Here is a 19,228-nt window from a genome sequence, read left to right on the forward strand (position 1 = left end):
AGAAAGCGGCTACGCTACGTCAGCACTGTGACATGGCTGTGACAGGATCAGTCCAGATTGGCCTTGTGCTTGTTGGCGACGCGCACGTAATGTTCGGCCGAATAGCGGAAGAATGCCAGCTCCTGCTCGTTGAGCGGGCGGACCTTTTTCACCGGATTGCCCAGATACAGAAAGCCCGATTCCAACCGTTTGCCCGGCGGCACCGAGGCTGTAAACGCCGATCAGCACGCGCGGTTCGATCACCACACGGTCCAGCACGATGCTGCCGATGCCCACCAGCACCTCGTCACCGATGCTGCAACCATGTAGCGTGACGTGATGACCAATGGTAACGTTCTTGCCGATGGTCAGCGGAGCGCCCTGCGGATCGTCGTCACGTTTGTGGCTGACGTGCAGCATGGCAAAATCCTGCACATTGCTGCCCTCGCCAATGGTAATGGTGTTGACGTCGCCACGAATCACCGCGCACGGCCAGACCGAGGCGTTTTCGGCCAACTTGACGTCGCCGATCACCACGGCGGCCGGGTCGATGTAGCAGCTATCGTGAATGTCCGGCGAAATGCCATCGTAAGGGCGGATATTGCGATTCATTAAAACGTCCTTATGTTAAGAAGCAGTTTGCAGAAATCTGGCAGCGCCTAACATGTCCGGCCATGCCCTGCCGTAGCTGTTGCCCGGCACCACGCTGCCTGGCTGGCGCCATCAGTCTGCCCATCATACCGCCAACGGCCCGTTACAGGATGCCCACACCATGAATGATAATCCGCTTGTTGATTTTGCCGGTCTGCCCCGTTTTGCAGACATCCGGCCCGAACACATCACCCCTGCTGTCGAGCAACTGTTGGCCGAAGCCCGCCAGACCGTGGCGCACCTGACGGCGGCAACCGATACCCCCAGCTGGTGTAATTTCATCGAACCACTGACCGATGCCACCGAGCGCCTGTCGCGCTGCTGGGGCGTGGTGGGCCATCTCAACGCTGTGGTCAACACCCCGGCGCTGCGCGATGCCTACAACGCCAATATTCCGAAAATTTCCGAATTCTGGACCGAAATGGGCCAGAATCTGGCGTTGTTCAACCGCTTCAAGGCACTGGCGGCCGCGCCGGACTATGCCGGTTACAACGCTGCACGCAAGAAGATCCTCGACAACGATCTGCGCGATTTCCGTCTGTCCGGCGCCGAATTGCCGGAGGCGCAAAAAGCGCGCTTTGCCGAAATCCAGAGCAAGTTGGCCGAACTGTCGGCCCGTTTCGAGCAAAACGTCATGGACGCCACCGATGCCTTTAGCCTGTATCTGGACGACAAGGCCAAACTGGCTGGCGTACCGGACGATGCGCTTGAGCTGTTTGCCGCCGCGGCAGCCGCAGATGACAAGAGCGGCTACAAGATCACGCTGCAGTTTCCGTTCTATTTCCCGGTGATGCAGTACGCGCATAACCGCGAACTGCGCAAGCAGCTGTACGACGCCTATGCGATGCGCGCCTCCGAGTTTGGCCGGCCGAACACGACAACACCGCCGTGATTCGCGAGAAACTGCAGCTGACGCGCGAAGAAGCGCAACTGCTCGGCTTTGCCAATTATGCCGAGCTGTCGCTCTACACCAAGATGGCGGAAAGCCCGGCGCAGGTGATCACCTTCCTGCGTGATCTGGCGCACCGTGCCAAACCGTTTGCCGTCAAGGATCGGCAGGAGCTGGAAGCCTTTGCCCGCGCAGAACTGGGGCTGGATACTCTGGAAGCGTGGGACATCGCCTACGCCTCGGAGAAGCTGCGCGTGTCGCGTTATGCCTTCTCCGAGCAAGAAGTGAAGCAATACTTCCCGGAAAGCAAAGTCTTGCCGGGGCTGTTCGGCGTGGTGAAAACCCTGTACGGCGTGGAAGTACGCGACAGCAGCGCGCCGGTCTGGCATCCGGACGTGCGTTTCTTCGATATTCTCAAGGATGGCGCACTGGTCGGCAGCTTCTATTTCGACCTGTACTCGCGTGAAGGCAAGCGCCCGGGCGCGTGGATGGACGACGCCCGTGGTCGTCGCGTCAAGGGCGATACCGTACAAACGCCGGTGGCCTATCTCACCTGCAACTTCACCCGCCCGGTGGGCGACAAACCGGCGGTGTTCACCCACGACGAAGTGATCACGCTGTTCCACGAATTTGGCCATGGCCTGCACCACATGCTCACCCGCGTGGATGAGCTGGGTGTTTCCGGCATTAACGGCGTGGAATGGGATGCCGTGGAACTGCCCAGCCAGTTCATGGAAAACTTCTGCTGGGAATGGGACGTGCTGCAAGGCATGAGCGCCCATGTGGAAACCGGCTTGCCGCTGCCGCGTGAGCTGTTCGACAAGATGCTGGCGGCCAAAAACTTCCAGAGCGGCATGATCACCGTACGCCAGCTGGAGTTTGCCCTGTTCGACATGCTGCTCTACACCGATTTTGATGCCGAGCACGGTAACTGGTTGCAATTGCTCGATCAGGTCCGTCAGGAAGTGGCCGTGAACGTGCCGTTAACTTATAACCGCTTCCCCAATAGCTTCAGCCACATCTTCGCCGGTGGTTATTCGGCAGGCTATTACAGCTACAAGTGGGCCGAGGTTCTATCGGCCGATGCCTATGCGGCCTTCGAGGAAGCCGGTGGTGCCAACGCGGCAACCGGCCAACGCTTCTGGGACGAAGTGCTGGCCGTGGGCGGTAGCCGCTCCGCGCTGGAATCGTTCCGTGCTTTCCGTGGCCGTGATCCGCAAATCGACGCACTGCTGCGCCATTCCGGCATGGTGGAAGAGGCCGTGTGACATTGCACAAAAAATAATCGATCAAGCGGGAACTCCCCGCAATCCGGTCGGCTCTAATTTATTGCTCCGGGTAATCTCCAGAGCAGCAAGCGAGCCAGACCTTATCCTTGCCCGCGATGGACATTGATAACGCGTCTTTGATCCGCCTCCGGTCACACCGGGGGCGTTTTTTTATGCGGGCAAGGTTGGCCGAAACGGTGGTGTCAGCGCGGCACCACGGTGGCCGATGTGCTTAGCGCGGTGGCTCGTCCGGCGCTTTGTGCGGCGGCTGGTGGGTTCGCTCGGTCGGAAATGACGGGGTAGGCAGGGCAAACGGTGGGGCAATCGGGGCCAGAGTGGCGTGTGACGGATGAACAGGGCGGTGTGCCAGTGGCGGCATCCGCTTGACGGTGGAAGACAATTTCATGCTCCGGTAACCATAACGCCTTCATTCTAGACTGATTTGCCGGTTTTTCATGATTTGATCATATCCATGGCTGGATGCTGGCTAAAAACAGGGCTTTTCTATCGTGGCTAGGGTTGGAATCTGTCGTTTTGATCGGATAAGCCAGCCGTGCCACTGCGGTTAAGGCCGTGTTAAGCCTGATCTGCCATGCTGTCAGGGCATGAGCAGCCGAAATCGTCAGCCAAGACATTTGCGGGTAACGAGTGGCTCTCTATAATGCCCGCTGCGTGGCATGGAGCCATGGCCGTGTCAGCCGGATGTCTTAGGCGTGGCGTTTAGCAGGGATATTTATCGTTTGTCGATCAGCATGCCTGCGGGCATGGCGTCGGCCAGACATTCGATCAACGCCGCCGTGCGGTCGTGTGCCGCTTTTTTCATTCAGTCCGGAACCGCCAGCCCTCGTGCTGGTCTGTTGGGTTTCGGCTCTCCAGCGTCTGCTTATTACATGAAGTTTCTGAACCGACCTTTGTCTCCCGAACGCCTGACGCTGCTGTTGTCACTGGCGCTGCTGGTGTTCTACAACGTACCGTTCTGGCGCGAAATGCTGCGTATTCTTGGTCCGCTGGACGGACATGGCGTCAAGGTGCTGGCCGAGTCATTCTTGCTGCTGCTGGCGTTCCTCAATTTTGTGCTGGCGTTGTTTGCCCGGCCATATCTGCTCAAACCGGTATTCAGCGTGCTACTGGTCAGCACCGCTTTTGTCACCTATTTCATGAACCAGTACGGGGTGATGATCGACACCCACATGGTACAAAACGCCATCCAGACCGACGGCCGCGAAGTGCGCGACCTGCTGACGGTGAAGATGGCGCTGTTTGTGCTGGTGCTGGGGGCGTTGCCGGTGTGGTGGCTGTGGAAAACCCCGATTCGCTACCGCGCGCCGCTGAAGGAAGTGGGCGTGCGCCTGCTGACCGTGCTGCTGTCGGCCGGGGTGTTGTTTGGCGTGGCCATGGCCGGTTATCAGGATTTTGCCTCGTTGTTCCGCAATAACCGCCAGCTCAAGACCATTGTTACGCCGAGCAACTACATTCAGGCTACTTACGGTTATTACCAAGACCACGTAAATACTGGCCCGATCGTGATTGCGCCCTATGGTGCTGACGCCAAGCGTGCGGTCAACTGGAACCAGCATAAACGCAAGACCGTGTTCGTCATCGTGGTGGGGGAAACCGCACGCGCCGATCACTTCTCGCTCAACGGTTATGGCCGTGAGACCAACCCCAAACTGGCCAAACAGGCCGGGCTGATCAACTTGTCCAACGTGCATTCCTGCGGCACCGAAACGGCCGTCTCCGTGCCCTGCATGTTCTCCGGCATGGGGCGTGCCAATTACGCCGGTGACAAGGCGGTACGACAGGAAAACCTGCTGGACATCCTCAAGCGTGCTTACTTCAATGTTATCTGGCGCGACAATAATTCCGGCTGCAAAGAAGTGTGCAACCGGGTGACCTATCAGGATCTGGCGGATGCCAAGGATGCCAAACTGTGTACCAGCGATGAGTGCTGGGATGAAGTGCTGTTGAACAACCTGCAAGGCATGATCGAGCAATCCGATCGCGACGTGGTGCTGGTGCTGCATCAGAAAGGCAGCCACGGCCCGGCGTATTACAAACGCTATCCGCCAGCGTTCGAGAAGTTCAAGCCGGTGTGCCAGAGCAGCGATCTGCCGCGTTGTACCCAGCAGCAAATCATCAACGGCTTCGATAACACCATTCTTTACACCGATACCATGCTGTCCGGCGTGATCGATTTTCTGCGTGCCAACCAGCAGAAATTCAATACCGGCATGATCTACATGTCCGACCACGGCGAATCGCTGGGGGAAAACGGCATGTACCTGCACGGCACGCCATACATGTTTGCGCCAGAAGCGCAGAAGCATATCGGGGCCATGATGTGGTTCTCCGACAGCTTCCGTCAGGACGTGGGGCTGAACCAGCAATGTCTGGAAAGCCGCAAGGCGCAGGCCTATAGCCATGACAACCTGTTCCACTCGGTGCTGGGGCTGATGGGCGTGCAGACCAAGGTTTATGATCGTCAGCAGGACATGTTTGCCAGCTGTCGCAAATAGACATCACGCTGGAAAATGACTGACAACAAGGCCGTCACCGGTTAAGGTGGCGGCCTTGGTTTTGGGGAAAAGGAAACTGTCGATGCGCTTAGCCACCGGAATGTCAATTCGCTCAAGGTTCGTCTGCCGCAAGTGTTGCAATGGTTGGCCGAAACACCGGTCGATGTGCTGTGCTTGCAGGAATTGAAAATGGACCACGACGCCTTTCCACTGGCCGCCATCGAGGCAGCGGGCTATCGCGCCGCCCTGGTTCGGCCAGAAAACCTACAATGGCGTGGCGATTCTGGTGCGCGAGGCGCATCAGCTGGAACAGGTGCAGCCGGGCATTCCCGGCTACGACGATGAGCAGCGCCGGGTAATTGCCGCCACCGTCAACGGTGTGCGCGTCATCTGTGCCTACTTCGTCAACGGCGAAGCGGTGGATTCGCCCAAGTATCAGTACAAGCTGCAATGGTTGGCCGCGCTGGAGCGTTACGTTGCCAGCGAACTGGCCAGTTATCCCCAGCTGGCGCTGCTGGGCGATTACAACATCGCCCCGGAAGACCGCGATTTGTATGATCCGGAAGGCTGGGCCGAACAGGTCTTGTGTTCCACCCCGGAGCGCGAAGCATTCCGCCGCCTGTTGGATCTGGGGCTGACCGACAGCTTCCGGTTGTTCAATCAGGAAGACAAACAATACAGCTGGTGGGACTACCGCGCGATGATGTTCCGGCGCAACAAGGGCGTGCGTATCGACCACATCCTGATTACCGCCGCGCTCAAGGCACGTGCGCAGGATTGCATCATCGACAAGGCGCCGCGCAAGTGGGAACGCCCGTCTGACCACACGCCCGTCGTCCTGACCCACGGCCGACTGATCCGGCCTGTATCGCTTTCTTCGGGGTAACAGGTTGGCCGAAACCGTTGCCCGGTTACCCGTTTGCAGATCATCGCCAGCCAGCTTTCGGCCAACCCAGCCAGCTGGCCTGCCGCTTTTTCGGCCGTTGTACGCGGCGTTACATCCCCCTTACACAGACCTCACAGATTCCGTGCGGCAGCAGGGCTAGGATACGACTCATAGACACACCACATATGAGTGTCTGGAGATTTCCTCCTCATTCCTTTCTAGGAGTACCGAACATGAAAAAGCTGCCCCTGATTCTGCTGAGTACCGTATTTGGTTTGACTTCCGTTGCCGGTTTCGCGGCGACTCCGGTGGCTGCTTCTGCCCCGGCTGCCAAAGTGGCTCCGGCCGCCAAGAAACATCCGGTTGGCATTCACCACGCCAAGAAGGCCGTGAAGAAAACTGAAAAGTCTGCTTCCGCTCCGGCTCAGAAGGCTCAGGCCGCCAAGGCTGAATCGTCGGAAGCCGCCAAGGCTCCGGCCAAGAAAGCCGTGAAGAAACACGTTGCCAAGAAACACCACACTGTGAAGAAGGCCAAGGTTGCTGCTTCCGCTGCTGCACAAAAAGCCCAGGGCTGCCAAGAAGGCTGAAGCCTCTGAAGCTGCCAAAGCCCCGGCCAAGAAAGCTGTGAAGAAGCATGTTGCCAAGAAACATCACGCCGTGAAGAAAGCCAAGGTTGCTGCTTCCGCTGCTGCACAAAAAGCCCAAGCCGCCAAGAAGGCTGATGCCTCTGAAGCTGCCAAGGCCCCGGCCAAGAAGGTTGTGAAGAAACACGTTGCCAAGAAACATCACGTTGTGAAAAAGGCTAAGGTAGCTGCTTCGGCTGCCAACTAATCAGCCGGGCCAACGCGTTATCCGGTTGGCCAGTTGGTAAAAAGGGGAGACAGTTTGTCTCCCCTTTTTTCATGCGGCGCTGCCTGACGTGCCCGATGTTTCGCAGGCGCGAAACAAAAAAGGCTGGCAGCAAGCCAGCCTTTTTCAGCAGCGTATCAACGCTTATTTTTCTACAAATGCGCGCTCAATGGCGTAGTCGGCCGGTTCGCCCATGCGCGGCGACTCCTTGAAGCCCATGCCGTTCAGCATTTCGCACAGATCGTGCAGCATCACCGGGCTACCGCAGATCAGTGCACGGTCGGTGGCCGGATTCAACTGCGGCAAACCGATATCGGCACACAGCTTGCCGCTGGACAGCAGGTCGGTCAGGCGGCCCTGATTGCGGAACGGCTCACGCGTAACGGTCGGGTAATAAATCAGCTTTTCACGCACCAGATCGCCGAAGTACTCGTTATTTGGCAGCTCTTTGGTGATGTAGTCGTGATAACCCAGTTCGCTCACCCAGCGCACGCCGTGGGTCAGGATTACCTTGTCGTAGCGTTCGTACACGTCCGGGTCTTTGATGATGGACATGAACGGTGCGAGGCCGGTACCGGTCGACAGCAGATACAGGTTCTTGCCCGGCAACAGGTTGTCTTGAACCAGCGTGCCGGTAGGTTTCTTGCTGATGAGGACGGTATCGCCCACTTTCAGGTGTTGCAGACGCGAAGTCAGCGGGCCGTCCTGAACCTTGATGCTGTAGAACTCCAGATGCTCTTCATAGTTGGAGCTGACGATGGAGTAGGCACGCATCAACGGTTTGCCGTTGACTTCCAGCCCGATCATTACGAACTGGCCGTTGATGAAGCGCAGACCGGCGTCGCGGGTGCAGGTAAAGGTGAACAGGGTGTCGTTCCAGTGATGGACGGAGAGGACACGTTCGGCGGTAACGTTAGACGAGGGAGAGGACATATATCTTGCTGCTCACTATCCAAAGAATCGAGAGAATGACGAGTTGATGCAGATTCTATCCGGTTTGGCGCATCTCTGCTCAAGGTTGCGGGCCGTTCTCAGGTTATGAAAGGACACGATGTCTGACACGACGCGCGACCATGGGCGTGCGACCCCAAGCGGGGCAGGGTGTTGTGTCATGGAAAACCATATTTAACAGCATGTTACCTTAAACAAAGAGTGGCCACGAACGATTTATTTTTGCTGATGTTATTCCTCGTTATTCTTAAATGCACGAAAAATTGCGCCGAAATGTTTTGTTGCCACACGCTTGGAATGTTTGTTCAGCTTGTCTTTCTCCGGCTTGTTTCCAGCATTTTTCCCTGACACGGGCCGCTAACTTGGTAACATCAGCAAAGATCAAACAGGTGGGAGGAACTATGAAGCTGTGTGTAATCGAGGGGGATGGCATTGGCCGTGAAGTCGTACCGGCGGCGCTCACGGTATTGCACGCCGTGTTGCCACAAGTGGAAATCGTGCGGGCTGAAGCCGGTTGGCAAACTTTCCAGCAGACCGGTACGGCGTTGCCTCCTGCCACGCTTGACTGTGCCGGGGACTGTCAGGCTGTGCTGTTTGGCGCAGTCAGTTCACCGTTGCAGAAGGTTGCCGGTTATCGTTCGCCCATTGTGCAACTGCGCCGCGAGCTGGGTTGCTATGCCAATATTCGGCCAACCCTGACGTTACCGCTGGCCGGTTGCCGTGCTTAACGTGGATCTGATCATCGTGCGGGAAAACACCGAAGACCTGTATGTGGGTGAAGAGCAGAGCGATGGCAATGTGGCGGTGGCCATCAAGCGCATCAGCCGGGAGGCGTCGCTGAGAGTGGCGCACCGGGCGTTCGAACTGGCCCGGCGTAATGGCCGCCAGCGGATGACGGTGATCCACAAAGCCAACATCATGCCGCTGACCGATGGCCTGTTCCGCGATTGTGCGCGTGAGGTCGCGCGTGACTATCCAGAAATCATCGTGGACGAACTGCTGGTGGATGCGGCGGCCCTGAAGTTGGCGCAGGCGCCGGAACAGTTCGACATGTTGTTGGCCCCCAATTTGTATGGCGACATCTTGTCGGATCTGGCAGCGGCCTTTGGCGGTGGTCTGGGCTTGGCCGCTTCGTTGAATCTGGGAGATACTGCGGCCATTGCCGAGCCGGTACATGGTTCAGCACCGGATATTGCCGGTAAGGGGGTTGCCAATCCGGTGGCGGCGATGCTGAGTGTTTCCATGTTGCTGCGGGATTGGTGGCAGAAGCCTGAACTGGCGCAAAAAATCGAGCACGCCGTGCAGCAGACCCCGGCTGCGGGGATTGCGACGCCGGATTGTGCGGTGCCCGGAGTTTCCACCAAGGTGCTGACCGATGCGGTATTGCAGCGCCTGGCAGATTGATGATTGTCAGTAAACGGAAGAGGGCGGCACCTGATGGCGCCGCCCTCTTTGTATGACATAAAGAACGAAAAGTAACCGACAACTTCTGCTCTGGCGAGCCATCGATAGCCAACGATGCCGACTCCACCAGAGTCGTTACCAAAGATCAGGCTGTATGACACAGCATCACGGTTAATCATCCAAGCTCCCCGTTTTGCCCCTGATTCCATCGCCATTACTGGTTGGAACGAAACCGGGCATCACGTGAGAACCACTTACCCTCGACGGGCATGTTCAGGGGCATCGCCCCTTACCTATCCGTGTACGATCTGTTGTAAAGCTGATTTAACTTTTCGCGTCAGGCTGCGGAAGCCTTGTTGTTCATGCATCCTTGATGGACGCTAGGTGGTGCCCGGAAGTCGCGTTACAGCGGCTGACCTGATTGGACTGCTTCTCGCAGTCGGGTCTGGACACCGATCGGGTAAACAAGGCTGCCACAAATTCGCCACTGACTCATTCGATGCCCTCCATGTTGTTGCCCAGTTCCAATATAGATCACTTGCAACGCGTTGCAAGAAATTTTTTTCACGGGATCTGGTCTGGTGTTTCTCAATACAAACCTTGACTGATATGGGCCAGCAATCCCGGCGAATTGGGGTGTAAATGCTGCTCGAACTGATGTGCCGCGGCGGACCATGAATAGCGCTCGGCCACGCGCCGCACATGGGCGCGATCTATTTTGAGCGCCTCCAGACAGGCCCTGGCGCAGATCCTCATGGAGTATGCCTAACACCGCTATCGCCGATTACGTCGAGAGGGCCTGCAACCGGATAGGCGGCGACCGGCGTGCCGCAGGCCATGGCTTCGAGCAACACCAGACCAAAGGTATCGGTCAGGCTGGGAAAGACGAACACATCGGCTGCACGATAAAAACGGGCGAGCTCCTGCTGTGGAAATACCCCGGCGAAGTGAACGTCTGGGTAGTCGCGTTTGAGGCGCGGCAGTAGCGGGCCGTCACCAACGACCCACTTGCTGCCGGGCAGGTCCAGCTTGAGGAAGGCTTCGATGTTTTTTTCCACTGCCACCCGGCCGATGTAGACAAAGCGTGGCGGGGCGGAGTCGTCCAGCCGTGTTCGTTCGCCCGGGCTGAACAGTTCGGTATCCACGCCGCGGCTCCACAACACGACATTCTTGAAACCTCGGGCGCTGAGGGCCTTGGTGATACTGGGTGTGGGCACCATGACGGCCTGGGCGGCGTTGTGGAAGCGCCGCATCCAGGCGTAACTGAGTGCCAGTGGCAGGCCGCTGCGGGCCTGAATGTATTCCGGGAAACGGGTGTGATAGGCGGTGGAGAACACCAGTTTGTGACGCAGGCAGTAGCGGCGGGCGGCCAGCCCGAGCGGGCCTTCCGTGGCAATGTGGATGGCGTGCGGCGAGAAGTCTTCGATGCGGGCCGCCACCTGACGGTAAGGCAGGATGGACAGGCGGATATCCGGGTAGGTGGGGCATGGCAGGGTTCGGAACTCCAGCGGCGTAATCAGTTCCACCTTGTGCCCCAGCTGGATCAGTTCGCGTACGGTTTCGGTCAGCGAGCGTACTACGCCGTTGACTTGCGGTTGCCAGTGCGTCGGTCACGATCAGGATGCGCATGCTTGCTCCGGTTGTGGGGTGTCAAGGTTGGCCGAATCGTTGTCCTGCGCGGCCGGTTGCGGGCGGAGTGTGGTCCAGTACACCACTTCCAGTTGACCATCCGGGTGTTCGACCAAGGCGGACAGGCTTTCGACCCAGTCGCCGCTGTTGCCGTACAGGATGCCGTCGATGTGGCGGATTTCGGCTTTGTGGATATGGCCGCAGATCACGCCGTCAAAACCGCGGCGCCGTGCTTCGCCTAAGCCAGAATGGTTTCGAAGTCGCTGATGAAATTGACGGCATTCTTGACCTTGTGCTTGAGGTACTGCGATAGCGACCAGTAAGGCAGCCCAAGCTTGCTGCGACCCCAGTTGAAGCCACGATTGAGCTGCAGGATCAGGGTGTAGAGCGTGTCGCCGACATATGCCAGCCACTTGGCGTACTGGATGACGCCATCAAACTCGTCGCCATGCAGTATCAGTAGACGCTGGCCGGTGGCAGTGGTGTGTTCGGCCTCCGGCGGATGGCGATGCCGCCGAAGTCCAGCCCGGTATATTGCCGCGCGGCTTCGTCGTGGTTGCCGGGGACATAGATGACCTGTGTGCCTTTGCGTGCCTTGCGCAGCACTTTTTGCAGCACATCATTGTGGTGCTGCTTCCAGTACCACGATTTTTTCAGCTGCCAGCCGTCCACGATGTCGCCGACTAGATAGAGATAGTCCGATTCGTGATGGCGCAGGAAATCCAGCAGGTGTTCGGCCCGGCAGCCCGAGGTGCCGAGATGGACGTCGGAAATCCAGATGGCGCGCAAGCGCCGTGGGGTTTGAGAGGGCGTATCAGGCGGCATGTCGAGTGTCCGTAAGCCCTGGGTGACGCGAGTCATGCTGCATGGCCCGGTGACAGCTTGATGAGCATTTGGTGACGGCAGAATGACGCTTTGCTGGAGGGTAGATGAAAGAATTTACAGGGTTAAGGTAGCGTTAAGGCTGGGGCGGTTAAATGGCAGCCGTACACAGGACGTACCCCAACTTACGCAAGGAGATTTCCCATGAAAAAACTGATTCTGACCGCCGTTATGGCTGCTGTTGTTGCCCCTGCCGCTTTCGCTGCCGCTAACTGCCCGGCTCACCCGAAAGACCAGTGGATCAAGCAAGACGTGTTCAAGAAACAACTGACCGACCAAGGCTACAAGATCAACAAGTTCAAGGTAAGTGGCGAATGCTACGAAATCTACGGCAAGAACAAGGACAACAAGAAAGTAGAAATCTACTTTGACACCGTGTCCGGCAAGCCGGTCAAGAGCGAAGTGCAGAACTAATCATTGCTGCGCGGGCTTTGGGGCGGGCAGCCTGCCGCAAGCCGTTTGCCCAAGTCGATATGGTCGGCTTGGGCAAACGGCTTATTGGAGAACGAAAATGACAACAACAGTAGAACGCATCAAGGTTTGGGACGGTTTTGTCCGCGTGTTTCACTGGACGGTAGTGAGCTGCGTGCTGGCTAACCTGTTCCTGCTGGAAAGTGGCGAAGCTCCGCACCGCTGGACGGGTTACCTCGCCACCGGCTTTGTCGTGGCACGCCTGGTCTGGGGCTTTGTCGGCAGCCGTTATGCCCGCTTTGCCGACTTCTTCCCGACGCCGCGCCGTCTGGCCCAGCACTGGGCATGAAGGCCGGTCGGCCGGATACGCATCCGGGCCACAATCCGCTGGGCGCGCTGATGATGCTGGCGCTGATGGCGTTGATTCTGGCGCTGGGCGTAACGGGCTATCTGCTGGGCACCGATGCCTATTGGGGCGACGAAACCATGGAAGGTATCCACGAGGCACTGGCCAATACCCTGATGGGGCTGGTGGGCTTGCATGTGCTGGCGGCATTGCTGATGAGCCATCTGAGCCGCGTCAACCTGATCAAGGCCATGGTGACCGGGGTGAAAGAGCGCAAGTTGGCCGAAAAACAGGGCTGAGGTTTGCTGTATGGCATGGCCTCGCCAGTTGGCATACAGTGCGGCATAACGCGTAACCCGGAAGAATGACCCATGCGGATTTTGGTACTGGAAGATGATGCACTGATCGGTGATGGCCTCAAGGTGGGACTGACCCAATTGGGCTTTGCCGTGGACTGGTTCCGTAACGGCAAGGATGGGCAGGCGGCATTATCCGCCGCGCCGTACGATGCCGTGGTGCTGGATTTGGGCTTGCCCGGTATGGATGGGATGCAGGTTCTGGCCGCCTGGCGTGCTGCTGGCATGGACGTGCCGGTGCTGGTGCTGACGGCGCGTGATGCGTTGCAGGACCGCGTGGGCGGGCTGGATGCCGGTGCCGATGATTATCTGGTCAAGCCGTTTGCCTTGTCCGAAGTGGCGGCGCGCTTGCGCGCCTTGTTGCGCCGCCGCCATGGTCAGAGCACGCCGCAACTGACGCATGGCAAGCTCAGTTATGACCCGGTGGGGCGCTGTGCCACGCTGGATGGGGCGCCGCTGGAACTGACCGCGCGCGAACTGGCGTTGCTGGAGCTGTTGCTGAGCCACAAGGGACGCGTGCTGCCGCGTGAACTGATCGAAGAAAAACTGTACGGCTGGGATCAGGAGCTGGATAGCAATGCGGTGGAAGTGCACGTCCACCACTTGCGCAAAAAGCTGGGCAGTACCTTCATCCGTACCCTGCGCGGCATCGGTTATACGCTGGGAGATCCGGCATGAAGGGGCTTACCAGTCTGCAGGGCCGATTGGCCGTGCTCTTGCTGGTGTCCGTGCCACTGATCTGGCTGATGGCCACCGGCTTTGCCGTGTATGCCGCCCATCATGAAGTGGATGAGCTCTACGATACCCAGTTGACGCTGTTTGCCCGCCAGTTGCTGACCGTACAGCTCACCGGCGAGGATGACGAGCGGCCCCCCACGCTTCCCGACACCAAGCATCTGATCGGCCGCGGTGACGCGGGCGGCACGGACGATGACGACATCGGTGTGGCGGTCTGGGACCAGCATGGCGCGTTGTTGCTGGCCGATGGCAAGGGCAAGCGCTTTACCTACGATCCGGAACGGCGTGGCTTCTTTACCATTAGCGGCAAACATGAGCACGACTGGCGGTTGTTCTATCTGCTTAAGCGCCGGATGGTTCACGTCTGGTGGCGGTGGGGCAGCGCCAATCCTTGCGCCACGAGGTGGTGTCCAAAGTCATTCAGGCGCAGGTGGTGCCATGGCTGTTTGGCCTGCCGGTATTGCTGCTGTTGATCCTGTGGGCGGTACGGCGCGGCCTGCGGCCACTGCAAAGGTTGGCCGAAAGTCTGCGTCTGCGTCAGCCGGGAGACCGTACGCCACTGCCGGAAAGCGTGCCAAGCGAGACCCTGCCGCTAGTGCAGTCGCTCAATGCGCTGTTCAACCGCGTGGCGGAAACGCTGGAACGCGAGCAACGTTTTACCGCCGATGCGGCGCATGAATTACGTACGCCGCTGGCGGCGCTCAAGGTGCAGGCCGAGGTGATCGGCCTGATGCCGGACGATGCCAGCCGTCAGCGCGCGCTGGCCCAGTTGCAGCTGGGGATCGACCGCGCCACGCGGCTGATCGAGCAATTGCTCGCTCTGTCACGGCTGGACCCGATGTCGGCGCCAGCGGCCGCCCAGCCGATCGACTGGGCACGCCTGAGCGAACGGGTGCTGAGTGACGTGCAGCCCGCCGCGCAACAAAAGCACATCACGCTGGCACGAAACCTGCTGGTAGATGCCGGTGCGGTACTGCCGCTGACCGGGGACGACACCCTGATCGGCCTGTTGTTGCGCAACCTGCTGGATAACGCCATCCGCTACTCGCCGGATGGGGCTGAGGTGGTGCTGGAGTTATCCGCCGAGCGGGTAGCGGTTATCGACAACGGGCCGGGCATCGACCCGCAGTGGCTGGCAAGGGTGCGCGAGCGCTTTTTCCGGCCGCCGGGGCAGGATGTCGCCGGGAGTGGTCTGGGCTTGTCGATTGTGGAACGTATTGCCGAATTGCACGGTCTGACTCTCGACCTGAACAACCAACCCGCTGGCGGCCTGATCGCCAGCCTGCACCGCCGCTGAGGCGGTGCGACAATCGGTCGCATTTTTCTTTTTGCTTCAAACCATTAGTCTAATCACATGACGGGGCCTGACCAGTCCCTCTCCAAGTGTTGCGGCCCGTCTTGACCTGACGGGCCTTTCTTTTTTGTGCCTCCGTTTTGTCAGGGTTGGCCGAATCGCTTAAGCGGATTACAGCGGTAACGACTTGCCCAGTTTGCGGTACAGCGTGCGTTCGGAAATGCCCAGTTGCCGCGCCGGGCTGCTCTATCCTGAGGATATTGGAGGAAGGCCCAGCGCAGGTAGCGCTGCTCCAGTTGCTCCAGAGGAATCAGCGGACACTGGAACGGGTTTTCGGCCAACGTGGCCGGGTCGGTGGCGCTTAATGCCGGTGCTCCGGTTCAATCAGCTGGCCATCGGCCAGCAGGCTGGCGCGCTCAATGATGTTGCGCAGTTCGCGAATGTTGCCGGGGAAGTCGTAGTTCATCAGTTGCGCCAGTGCGGCGGGAGACAGGGCCAGATCGCGCTCCGGGGCCACCCGCTGCAGCATGGCTTTTGCCAGCAGTGGAATGTCATCGCGCCGCTGGCGCAGCGCCGAGCAGTTCGATCGGGAAGGTGGCGAGGCGGTAATAAAGATCGGTGCGGAATTCCCCGGCCCGGACCATCTCGGTCAGCGGACGGTGGGTGGCGGAAATCAGGCGGAAGCTGGCCTTGACCGGCTCCACGCCACCCACCCGGCGGAAAGTTCCGGATTCGAGCAGGCGCAACAGTTTCACCTGCTGGGCCAGTGGAATATCGCCCACCTCATCGAGGAACAGCGTGCCACCGCTTGAGCGGCTTCCACCAAGCCCTGCTTGCGCTGGGTGGCACCGGTAAAGGCGCCTTTTTCATGGCCGAACAGCTCGCTCTCCAGCAGGCTCTCGGTCAGGCTGGAGCAGTCGACTGGCACAAACGGCTTGTGATGGCGCTGGCTGGCATCGTGGATGGATTTGGCCAGTTCTTCCTTGCCGGTGCCCGATTCGCCCAGCAGCAACACGGCGGCATGGCTGCGCGCCACCCGGCTGGCCATCAGCAGCATGCGGCGGAAGGGCGCCGATTGGCCGACCAGCTTGTCCGGCGAGGCCTCGCTGCTGGTGTGGGGAATCAGCTTCATGCGTTCGATGAAGTAGGTGACATCGCCGTTGGCATCGGAAAACGGCGACAGCTCGACATCGACGTGTTGTGCGCCACTGGAGGTGTGGTGCACATGCAATACCCGTTGCGGCTCGCCGCTGGCCAGTGTGGCGGCCAGCGGGCAGGTCTCACCCGCCGGTCGCAAGGGCGCTCGTAGCTGTGCGACAGCTCGTAGCAGCTGTGGCCGATGGCATCCTCGCCAAACGCCATGCGGTAGGCGTGGTTGGCGTGCAGGATCTGGTACTGACGATCGATCAGGATACAAGGATCGTCTAGCGCATCGATCATGTTGCGTAGCGATGCCAGGTTATTGGCGTTCGAGGGTGGTGTCATGACATTAATGGCGGGATTGAACTGACAGATTTGTCAGTTTACGGATGGATTGTAGCGTATTGCCCAAGGTAAACAGGTGTTTTCCAGCAAAAATTGGCCGAAATGTTGGCCGAATGATGCTGGCACGCCAGTTGCAGTAGATGGTGGGAGTCACTTTTATGAAAAAGGGTTTATCTGTGAAGCTGTCAAATCGCTATGCCAGAGAGATCGTGGCGGTATTGCTGGTCAAGCTGGTGCTGATCGTGATCATCAAGCTGGTCTGGTTTTCCGGGCCGCATGATGTGACGGATGAAGCAGTAGCGGCTCGCTTGGCTGCTTCACCGGATGCGCCCTCTGTGGAAAGGAAAATGCATGACTGATGCGCTAGTCGACCTGTCGAGGCTGCAGTTTGCCGTGACAGCCTTGTATCACTTCCTGTTTGTGCCGCTTACGCTGGGCATGGTCTGGATGCTGGTCATCATGGAGTCGGTGTATGTGATTACCGGCAAGCAGATTTACCAGGACATGACCCGCTTCTGGGGGAAATTGTTCGGTATCAACTTTGCCACGGGGGTGACGACAGGCATCACCATGGAGTTCCAGTTTGGTACCAACTGGGCGTATTACTCGCATTATGTCGGTGACATTTTTGGCGCTCCGCTGGCCATTGAAGGATTGATGGCATTCTTTCTGGAATCCACCTTCATCGGGATTTTCTTCTTTGGCTGGAACCGTCTGTCCAAAGCCAAGCATTTGCTGGTGACCATTCTGATGGCGGTCGGCTCCAATCTGTCGGCCTTGTGGATTCTGGTGGCCAATGGCTGGATGCAGGACCCGGTTGGCTCCAGCTTCAACTACCACACTATGCGCATGGAAATGGACAGCTTTGCCACCTTGCTGTTCAACCCGGCGGCGCAGGCCAAGTTCGTGCATACCGTCAGTGCCGGTTATGTCGTGGCTTCCTGTTTTGTTCTGGGGGTGTCCAGCTGGTATCTGCTGCGCAATCGTGATGTTGCCTTTGCGCGTCGCAGCTTCCGCGTGGCGGCAGCCTTTGGTTTTGCCTCGGCCTTGTCGGTGATCGTGCTGGGCGATGAATCCGGTTACACCGTGGGTGAATCGCAGCAAACCAAGATGGCCGCGATTGAGGGGATGTGGCATACCGTTAGAGCACCGGCCAGCTTTACGCTGTTTGCCATTCCGGATCAGGAGGCCAAAACCAACCATTACGCCATTGAAATTCCCTACGTGATGGGGCTGATCGGCACGCGTTCGCTGGATAAACAGATTCCGGGTATCCATGAAATCGTTGCCAAAAACCGTGGGCGTATCGAGAACGGCTTAGCTGGCGGTGATTGCGTTGGAAGCCTTGCGCAAGGATCAGAACAATCCACAGCTGAAAGCCGCGTTTGAGGTGCACAAGGCAGATCTGGGCTTTGGCCTGTTGCTGAAGAAATACGTGGCCGACGTGCGTCAGGCGACCCCGGCCATTATGGATCAGGCCGCGTGGAGCACCATTCCTAACGTTGCCCCGATGTTCTGGAGCTTCCGTGTGATGGTGGCTCTGGGCTTCAGCTTCCTGCTGTTGTTTGGTCTGGCATTGTGGTTCTCGCTGAAAAATACCTTTGCCGAGAAACGCTGGCTGCTCAAGTGGGCGCTGTACTGGATTCCGATGCCGTGGCTGGCCGCCGAGCTGGGCTGGGTGGTGGCCGAGTATGGCCGTCAGCCGTGGACGATTTACGGCATTCTGCCGACGCATCTGTCTACCTCCAGTCTGACGCCTACCAGTATTGCCATGTCGCTGACCGGTTTTGTGCTGTTCTATACCGGTTTGCTGGTAGTGGAAATGTTCCTGATGGTGAAGTACGCCAAGATGGGGCCGTCCAGCCCGGGAACCGGTCGTTATGCCCTGGAAAAACCGGCGCGTGCTGAGCTGAAAGGAGCGCATTAATGGATTACGCAACCCTGAAACTGATTTGGTGGCTGCTGGTAGGGGTTCTGCTCCTCGGTTTTGCCATCATGGATGGCCACGACATGGGTGTGGGCACGCTGCTGCCGTTTGTTGGTCGCAATGACGTGGAGCGTCGTGTGGTGATCAATACCGTTGGTCCGCACTGGGATGGTAATCAGGTGTGGTTCATTACCGGTGGCGGCGCCATTTTTGCGGCTTGGCCGGTGGTGTACGCGACGGCGTTTTCCGGTTTTTACTGGGCCATGCTGGCCGTGTTGTGGGCGTTGTTCTTCCGTCCGGTCGGCTTTGATTACCGCAGCAAGATCGCCAACCCGACCTGGCGCAGTACACGGGACTGGGGCCTGTTTGTTGGGGGCGCCGTACCGCCGCTGATTTTCGGTGTGGCGTTCGGTAACCTGTTGCAAGGGGTGCCGTTCCATTTTGATGAAACCTTGCGGCCGTTCTATACCGGCACGTTCTGGGCGCTGCTGAATCCGTTTGCCTTGTTGGCCGGGCTGGTGAGCACTTCGATGATCACTTTCCACGGTGCCAACTATCTGATGATGCGCACGGAAAAAGAGGTCTACCAGCGTAGCCGCACCGCTTCACAACTGTTTGGCCTGCTGACGGTTGTGACCTTTGCCCTGGCTGGTGTCTGGGTGTGGAAGGGGTTGAACGGTTACGTCATCACCAGCGTGATCGACCCTAACGGCTTCCCTGACCCGCTGCAAAAAACCGTGGCGGTAGGGCAAGGGGCATGGATGACC

The 19,228-nt window shown here is 58.6% G+C and carries 23 protein-coding genes and 4 pseudogenes; 17 read left to right on the forward strand and 10 right to left on the reverse strand.

Annotated elements, in window-relative coordinates:
* Window positions 1–47: 47 nt before the first annotated feature.
* Window positions 48–591: pseudogene (locus tag GKE73_RS11875) on the reverse strand (gamma carbonic anhydrase family protein).
* Between the two features lie 160 nt (window positions 592–751).
* Here GKE73_RS11875 and GKE73_RS11880 point away from each other — a divergent pair.
* Window positions 752–2,787 (forward strand): annotated as a pseudogene (locus GKE73_RS11880) (M3 family metallopeptidase).
* Between the two features lie 232 nt (window positions 2,788–3,019).
* On the opposite strand, the gene GKE73_RS11885 reads toward GKE73_RS11880, so the two are convergent.
* The gene (locus GKE73_RS11885; RefSeq protein WP_230370184.1) at window positions 3,020–3,193 is read right to left on the reverse strand and encodes a hypothetical protein; all 174 of its coding nucleotides are present in this window, start codon (window positions 3,191–3,193) and stop codon (window positions 3,020–3,022) included.
* A gap of 484 nt (window positions 3,194–3,677) precedes the next feature.
* Between GKE73_RS11885 and GKE73_RS11890 the strand changes: the two genes are divergently transcribed.
* The 4 genes and pseudogenes from GKE73_RS11890 to GKE73_RS23455 all read left to right on the forward strand — a co-directional run bounded on the left by GKE73_RS11890 (window position 3,678) and on the right by GKE73_RS23455 (window position 7,020).
* A complete protein-coding gene (locus GKE73_RS11890) occupies window positions 3,678–5,303 on the forward strand; it encodes a phosphoethanolamine transferase (protein WP_230370185.1) in 1,626 nt (541 codons plus the stop codon).
* A gap of 82 nt (window positions 5,304–5,385) precedes the next feature.
* Window positions 5,386–6,189 (forward strand): annotated as a pseudogene (gene xth / locus GKE73_RS11895) (exodeoxyribonuclease III).
* Window positions 6,190–6,422: 233 nt separating this feature from the next.
* Window positions 6,423–6,776, forward strand: coding sequence for an acid-shock protein (locus tag GKE73_RS23450; RefSeq protein WP_280954905.1), 354 nt, complete (start codon window positions 6,423–6,425; stop codon window positions 6,774–6,776).
* Between the two features lie 37 nt (window positions 6,777–6,813).
* Window positions 6,814–7,020: a hypothetical protein gene (locus tag GKE73_RS23455; protein WP_280954906.1), complete on the forward strand. Its 207-nt coding sequence runs from the start codon at window positions 6,814–6,816 to the stop codon at window positions 7,018–7,020.
* Window positions 7,021–7,182: 162 nt separating this feature from the next.
* On the opposite strand, the gene GKE73_RS11905 is transcribed toward GKE73_RS23455, so the two are convergent.
* Entirely contained in the window at window positions 7,183–7,971 is a 789-nt protein-coding gene (locus GKE73_RS11905; protein WP_230370186.1) for a ferredoxin--NADP reductase, read from the reverse strand.
* A gap of 419 nt (window positions 7,972–8,390) precedes the next feature.
* Here GKE73_RS11905 and GKE73_RS23460 point away from each other — a divergent pair, with 419 nt between their 5' ends.
* Both GKE73_RS23460 and GKE73_RS11910 read left to right on the forward strand, forming a co-directional pair.
* Entirely contained in the window at window positions 8,391–8,717 is a 327-nt protein-coding gene (locus GKE73_RS23460) for an isocitrate/isopropylmalate family dehydrogenase (RefSeq protein WP_280954907.1), read from the forward strand.
* Between the two features lies 1 nt (window position 8,718).
* A complete protein-coding gene (locus GKE73_RS11910) occupies window positions 8,719–9,393 on the forward strand; it encodes an isocitrate/isopropylmalate family dehydrogenase (RefSeq protein WP_312854437.1) in 675 nt (224 codons plus the stop codon).
* A gap of 752 nt (window positions 9,394–10,145) precedes the next feature.
* On the opposite strand, the gene GKE73_RS11915 is transcribed toward GKE73_RS11910, so the two are convergent.
* The 3 genes from GKE73_RS11915 to GKE73_RS11925 form a co-directional block, all read right to left on the reverse strand.
* Window positions 10,146–10,961: a glycosyltransferase family 4 protein gene (locus GKE73_RS11915; RefSeq protein WP_312854566.1), complete on the reverse strand. Its 816-nt coding sequence runs from the start codon at window positions 10,959–10,961 to the stop codon at window positions 10,146–10,148.
* 48 nt (window positions 10,962–11,009) lie between these two features.
* Complete coding sequence (locus GKE73_RS11920) at window positions 11,010–11,231, reverse strand: hypothetical protein (protein WP_230370187.1); 222 nt, start codon at window positions 11,229–11,231, stop codon at window positions 11,010–11,012.
* 247 nt (window positions 11,232–11,478) lie between these two features.
* Window positions 11,479–11,847, reverse strand: coding sequence for a UDP-2,3-diacylglucosamine diphosphatase (locus GKE73_RS11925; RefSeq protein WP_230370188.1), 369 nt, complete (start codon window positions 11,845–11,847; stop codon window positions 11,479–11,481).
* 201 nt (window positions 11,848–12,048) lie between these two features.
* On the opposite strand from GKE73_RS11925, the gene GKE73_RS11930 reads away from it, so the two are divergent.
* The 6 genes from GKE73_RS11930 (at window position 12,049) to GKE73_RS11955 (ending at window position 15,052) form a co-directional block, all read left to right on the forward strand.
* Window positions 12,049–12,318 (forward strand): PepSY domain-containing protein, encoded by a 270-nt coding sequence (locus tag GKE73_RS11930; protein WP_230370189.1) that lies wholly within the window; start codon window positions 12,049–12,051, stop codon window positions 12,316–12,318.
* A gap of 97 nt (window positions 12,319–12,415) precedes the next feature.
* A complete protein-coding gene (locus GKE73_RS11935) occupies window positions 12,416–12,664 on the forward strand; it encodes a cytochrome b/b6 domain-containing protein (protein WP_230370190.1) in 249 nt (82 codons plus the stop codon).
* A complete protein-coding gene (locus tag GKE73_RS11940; RefSeq protein WP_230370191.1) occupies window positions 12,661–12,960 on the forward strand; it encodes a cytochrome b/b6 domain-containing protein in 300 nt (99 codons plus the stop codon). Before GKE73_RS11935 ends, GKE73_RS11940 begins: the two co-directional genes overlap by 4 nt.
* 72 nt (window positions 12,961–13,032) lie before the next feature.
* Window positions 13,033–13,695 (forward strand): response regulator, encoded by a 663-nt coding sequence (locus GKE73_RS11945; protein ID WP_230370192.1) that lies wholly within the window; start codon window positions 13,033–13,035, stop codon window positions 13,693–13,695.
* Complete coding sequence (locus GKE73_RS11950) at window positions 13,692–14,228, forward strand: sensor histidine kinase family protein (protein WP_230370193.1); 537 nt, start codon at window positions 13,692–13,694, stop codon at window positions 14,226–14,228. Before GKE73_RS11945 ends, GKE73_RS11950 begins: the two co-directional genes overlap by 4 nt.
* Window positions 14,159–15,052, forward strand: a complete 894-nt coding sequence (locus GKE73_RS11955; RefSeq protein ID WP_230370194.1) for an ATP-binding protein — start codon at window positions 14,159–14,161, stop codon at window positions 15,050–15,052. The genes GKE73_RS11950 and GKE73_RS11955 overlap by 70 nt, the downstream gene beginning before the upstream one ends.
* 140 nt (window positions 15,053–15,192) lie before the next feature.
* Here the strand turns inward: GKE73_RS11955 and GKE73_RS26575 are convergent, their stop codons facing one another.
* The 4 genes from GKE73_RS26575 to GKE73_RS11975 are packed head-to-tail and all read right to left on the reverse strand — an operon-like array spanning window position 15,193 to window position 16,346.
* Window positions 15,193–15,390, reverse strand: coding sequence for a hypothetical protein (locus GKE73_RS26575; protein WP_230370195.1), 198 nt, complete (start codon window positions 15,388–15,390; stop codon window positions 15,193–15,195).
* Between the two features lie 20 nt (window positions 15,391–15,410).
* On the reverse strand, window positions 15,411–15,578 hold the full coding sequence (locus GKE73_RS11965; protein WP_230370196.1) for an AAA-type ATPase lid domain-containing protein: 168 nt from the start codon (window positions 15,576–15,578) through the stop codon (window positions 15,411–15,413).
* Between the two features lie 22 nt (window positions 15,579–15,600).
* Window positions 15,601–15,831 carry a sigma 54-interacting transcriptional regulator gene (locus tag GKE73_RS11970; protein WP_230370197.1) on the reverse strand — a complete coding sequence of 77 codons (231 nt, stop codon included), beginning with the start codon at window positions 15,829–15,831 and terminating at the stop codon, window positions 15,601–15,603.
* Entirely contained in the window at window positions 15,801–16,346 is a 546-nt protein-coding gene (locus GKE73_RS11975) for a sigma 54-interacting transcriptional regulator (protein WP_230370198.1), read from the reverse strand. The genes GKE73_RS11970 and GKE73_RS11975 overlap by 31 nt, the downstream gene beginning before the upstream one ends.
* 364 nt (window positions 16,347–16,710) lie before the next feature.
* Between GKE73_RS11975 and cydP the strand changes: the two genes are divergently transcribed.
* From cydP to cydB, 4 genes and pseudogenes are all read left to right on the forward strand, one after another.
* Complete coding sequence (gene cydP, locus GKE73_RS11980; RefSeq protein WP_230370199.1) at window positions 16,711–16,893, forward strand: cytochrome oxidase putative small subunit CydP; 183 nt, start codon at window positions 16,711–16,713, stop codon at window positions 16,891–16,893.
* A complete protein-coding gene (locus tag GKE73_RS11985) occupies window positions 16,886–17,923 on the forward strand; it encodes a cytochrome ubiquinol oxidase subunit I (protein ID WP_230370200.1) in 1,038 nt (345 codons plus the stop codon). The genes cydP and GKE73_RS11985 overlap by 8 nt, the downstream gene beginning before the upstream one ends.
* Complete coding sequence (locus GKE73_RS11990; RefSeq protein ID WP_230370201.1) at window positions 17,880–18,461, forward strand: cytochrome ubiquinol oxidase subunit I; 582 nt, start codon at window positions 17,880–17,882, stop codon at window positions 18,459–18,461. The genes GKE73_RS11985 and GKE73_RS11990 overlap by 44 nt, the downstream gene beginning before the upstream one ends.
* Window positions 18,461–19,201 (forward strand): annotated as a pseudogene (cydB, locus tag GKE73_RS11995) (cytochrome d ubiquinol oxidase subunit II); the annotation flags it as partial. The gene GKE73_RS11990 and the pseudogene cydB, both read left to right, overlap by 1 nt.
* Between the last annotated feature and the right edge of the window lie 27 nt (window positions 19,202–19,228).

The sequence above is a fragment of the Paludibacterium denitrificans genome (genome assembly GCF_009707705.1).
In the GTDB taxonomy this organism is placed as follows: Bacteria; Pseudomonadota; Gammaproteobacteria; order Burkholderiales; family Chromobacteriaceae; genus Paludibacterium_A; species Paludibacterium_A denitrificans.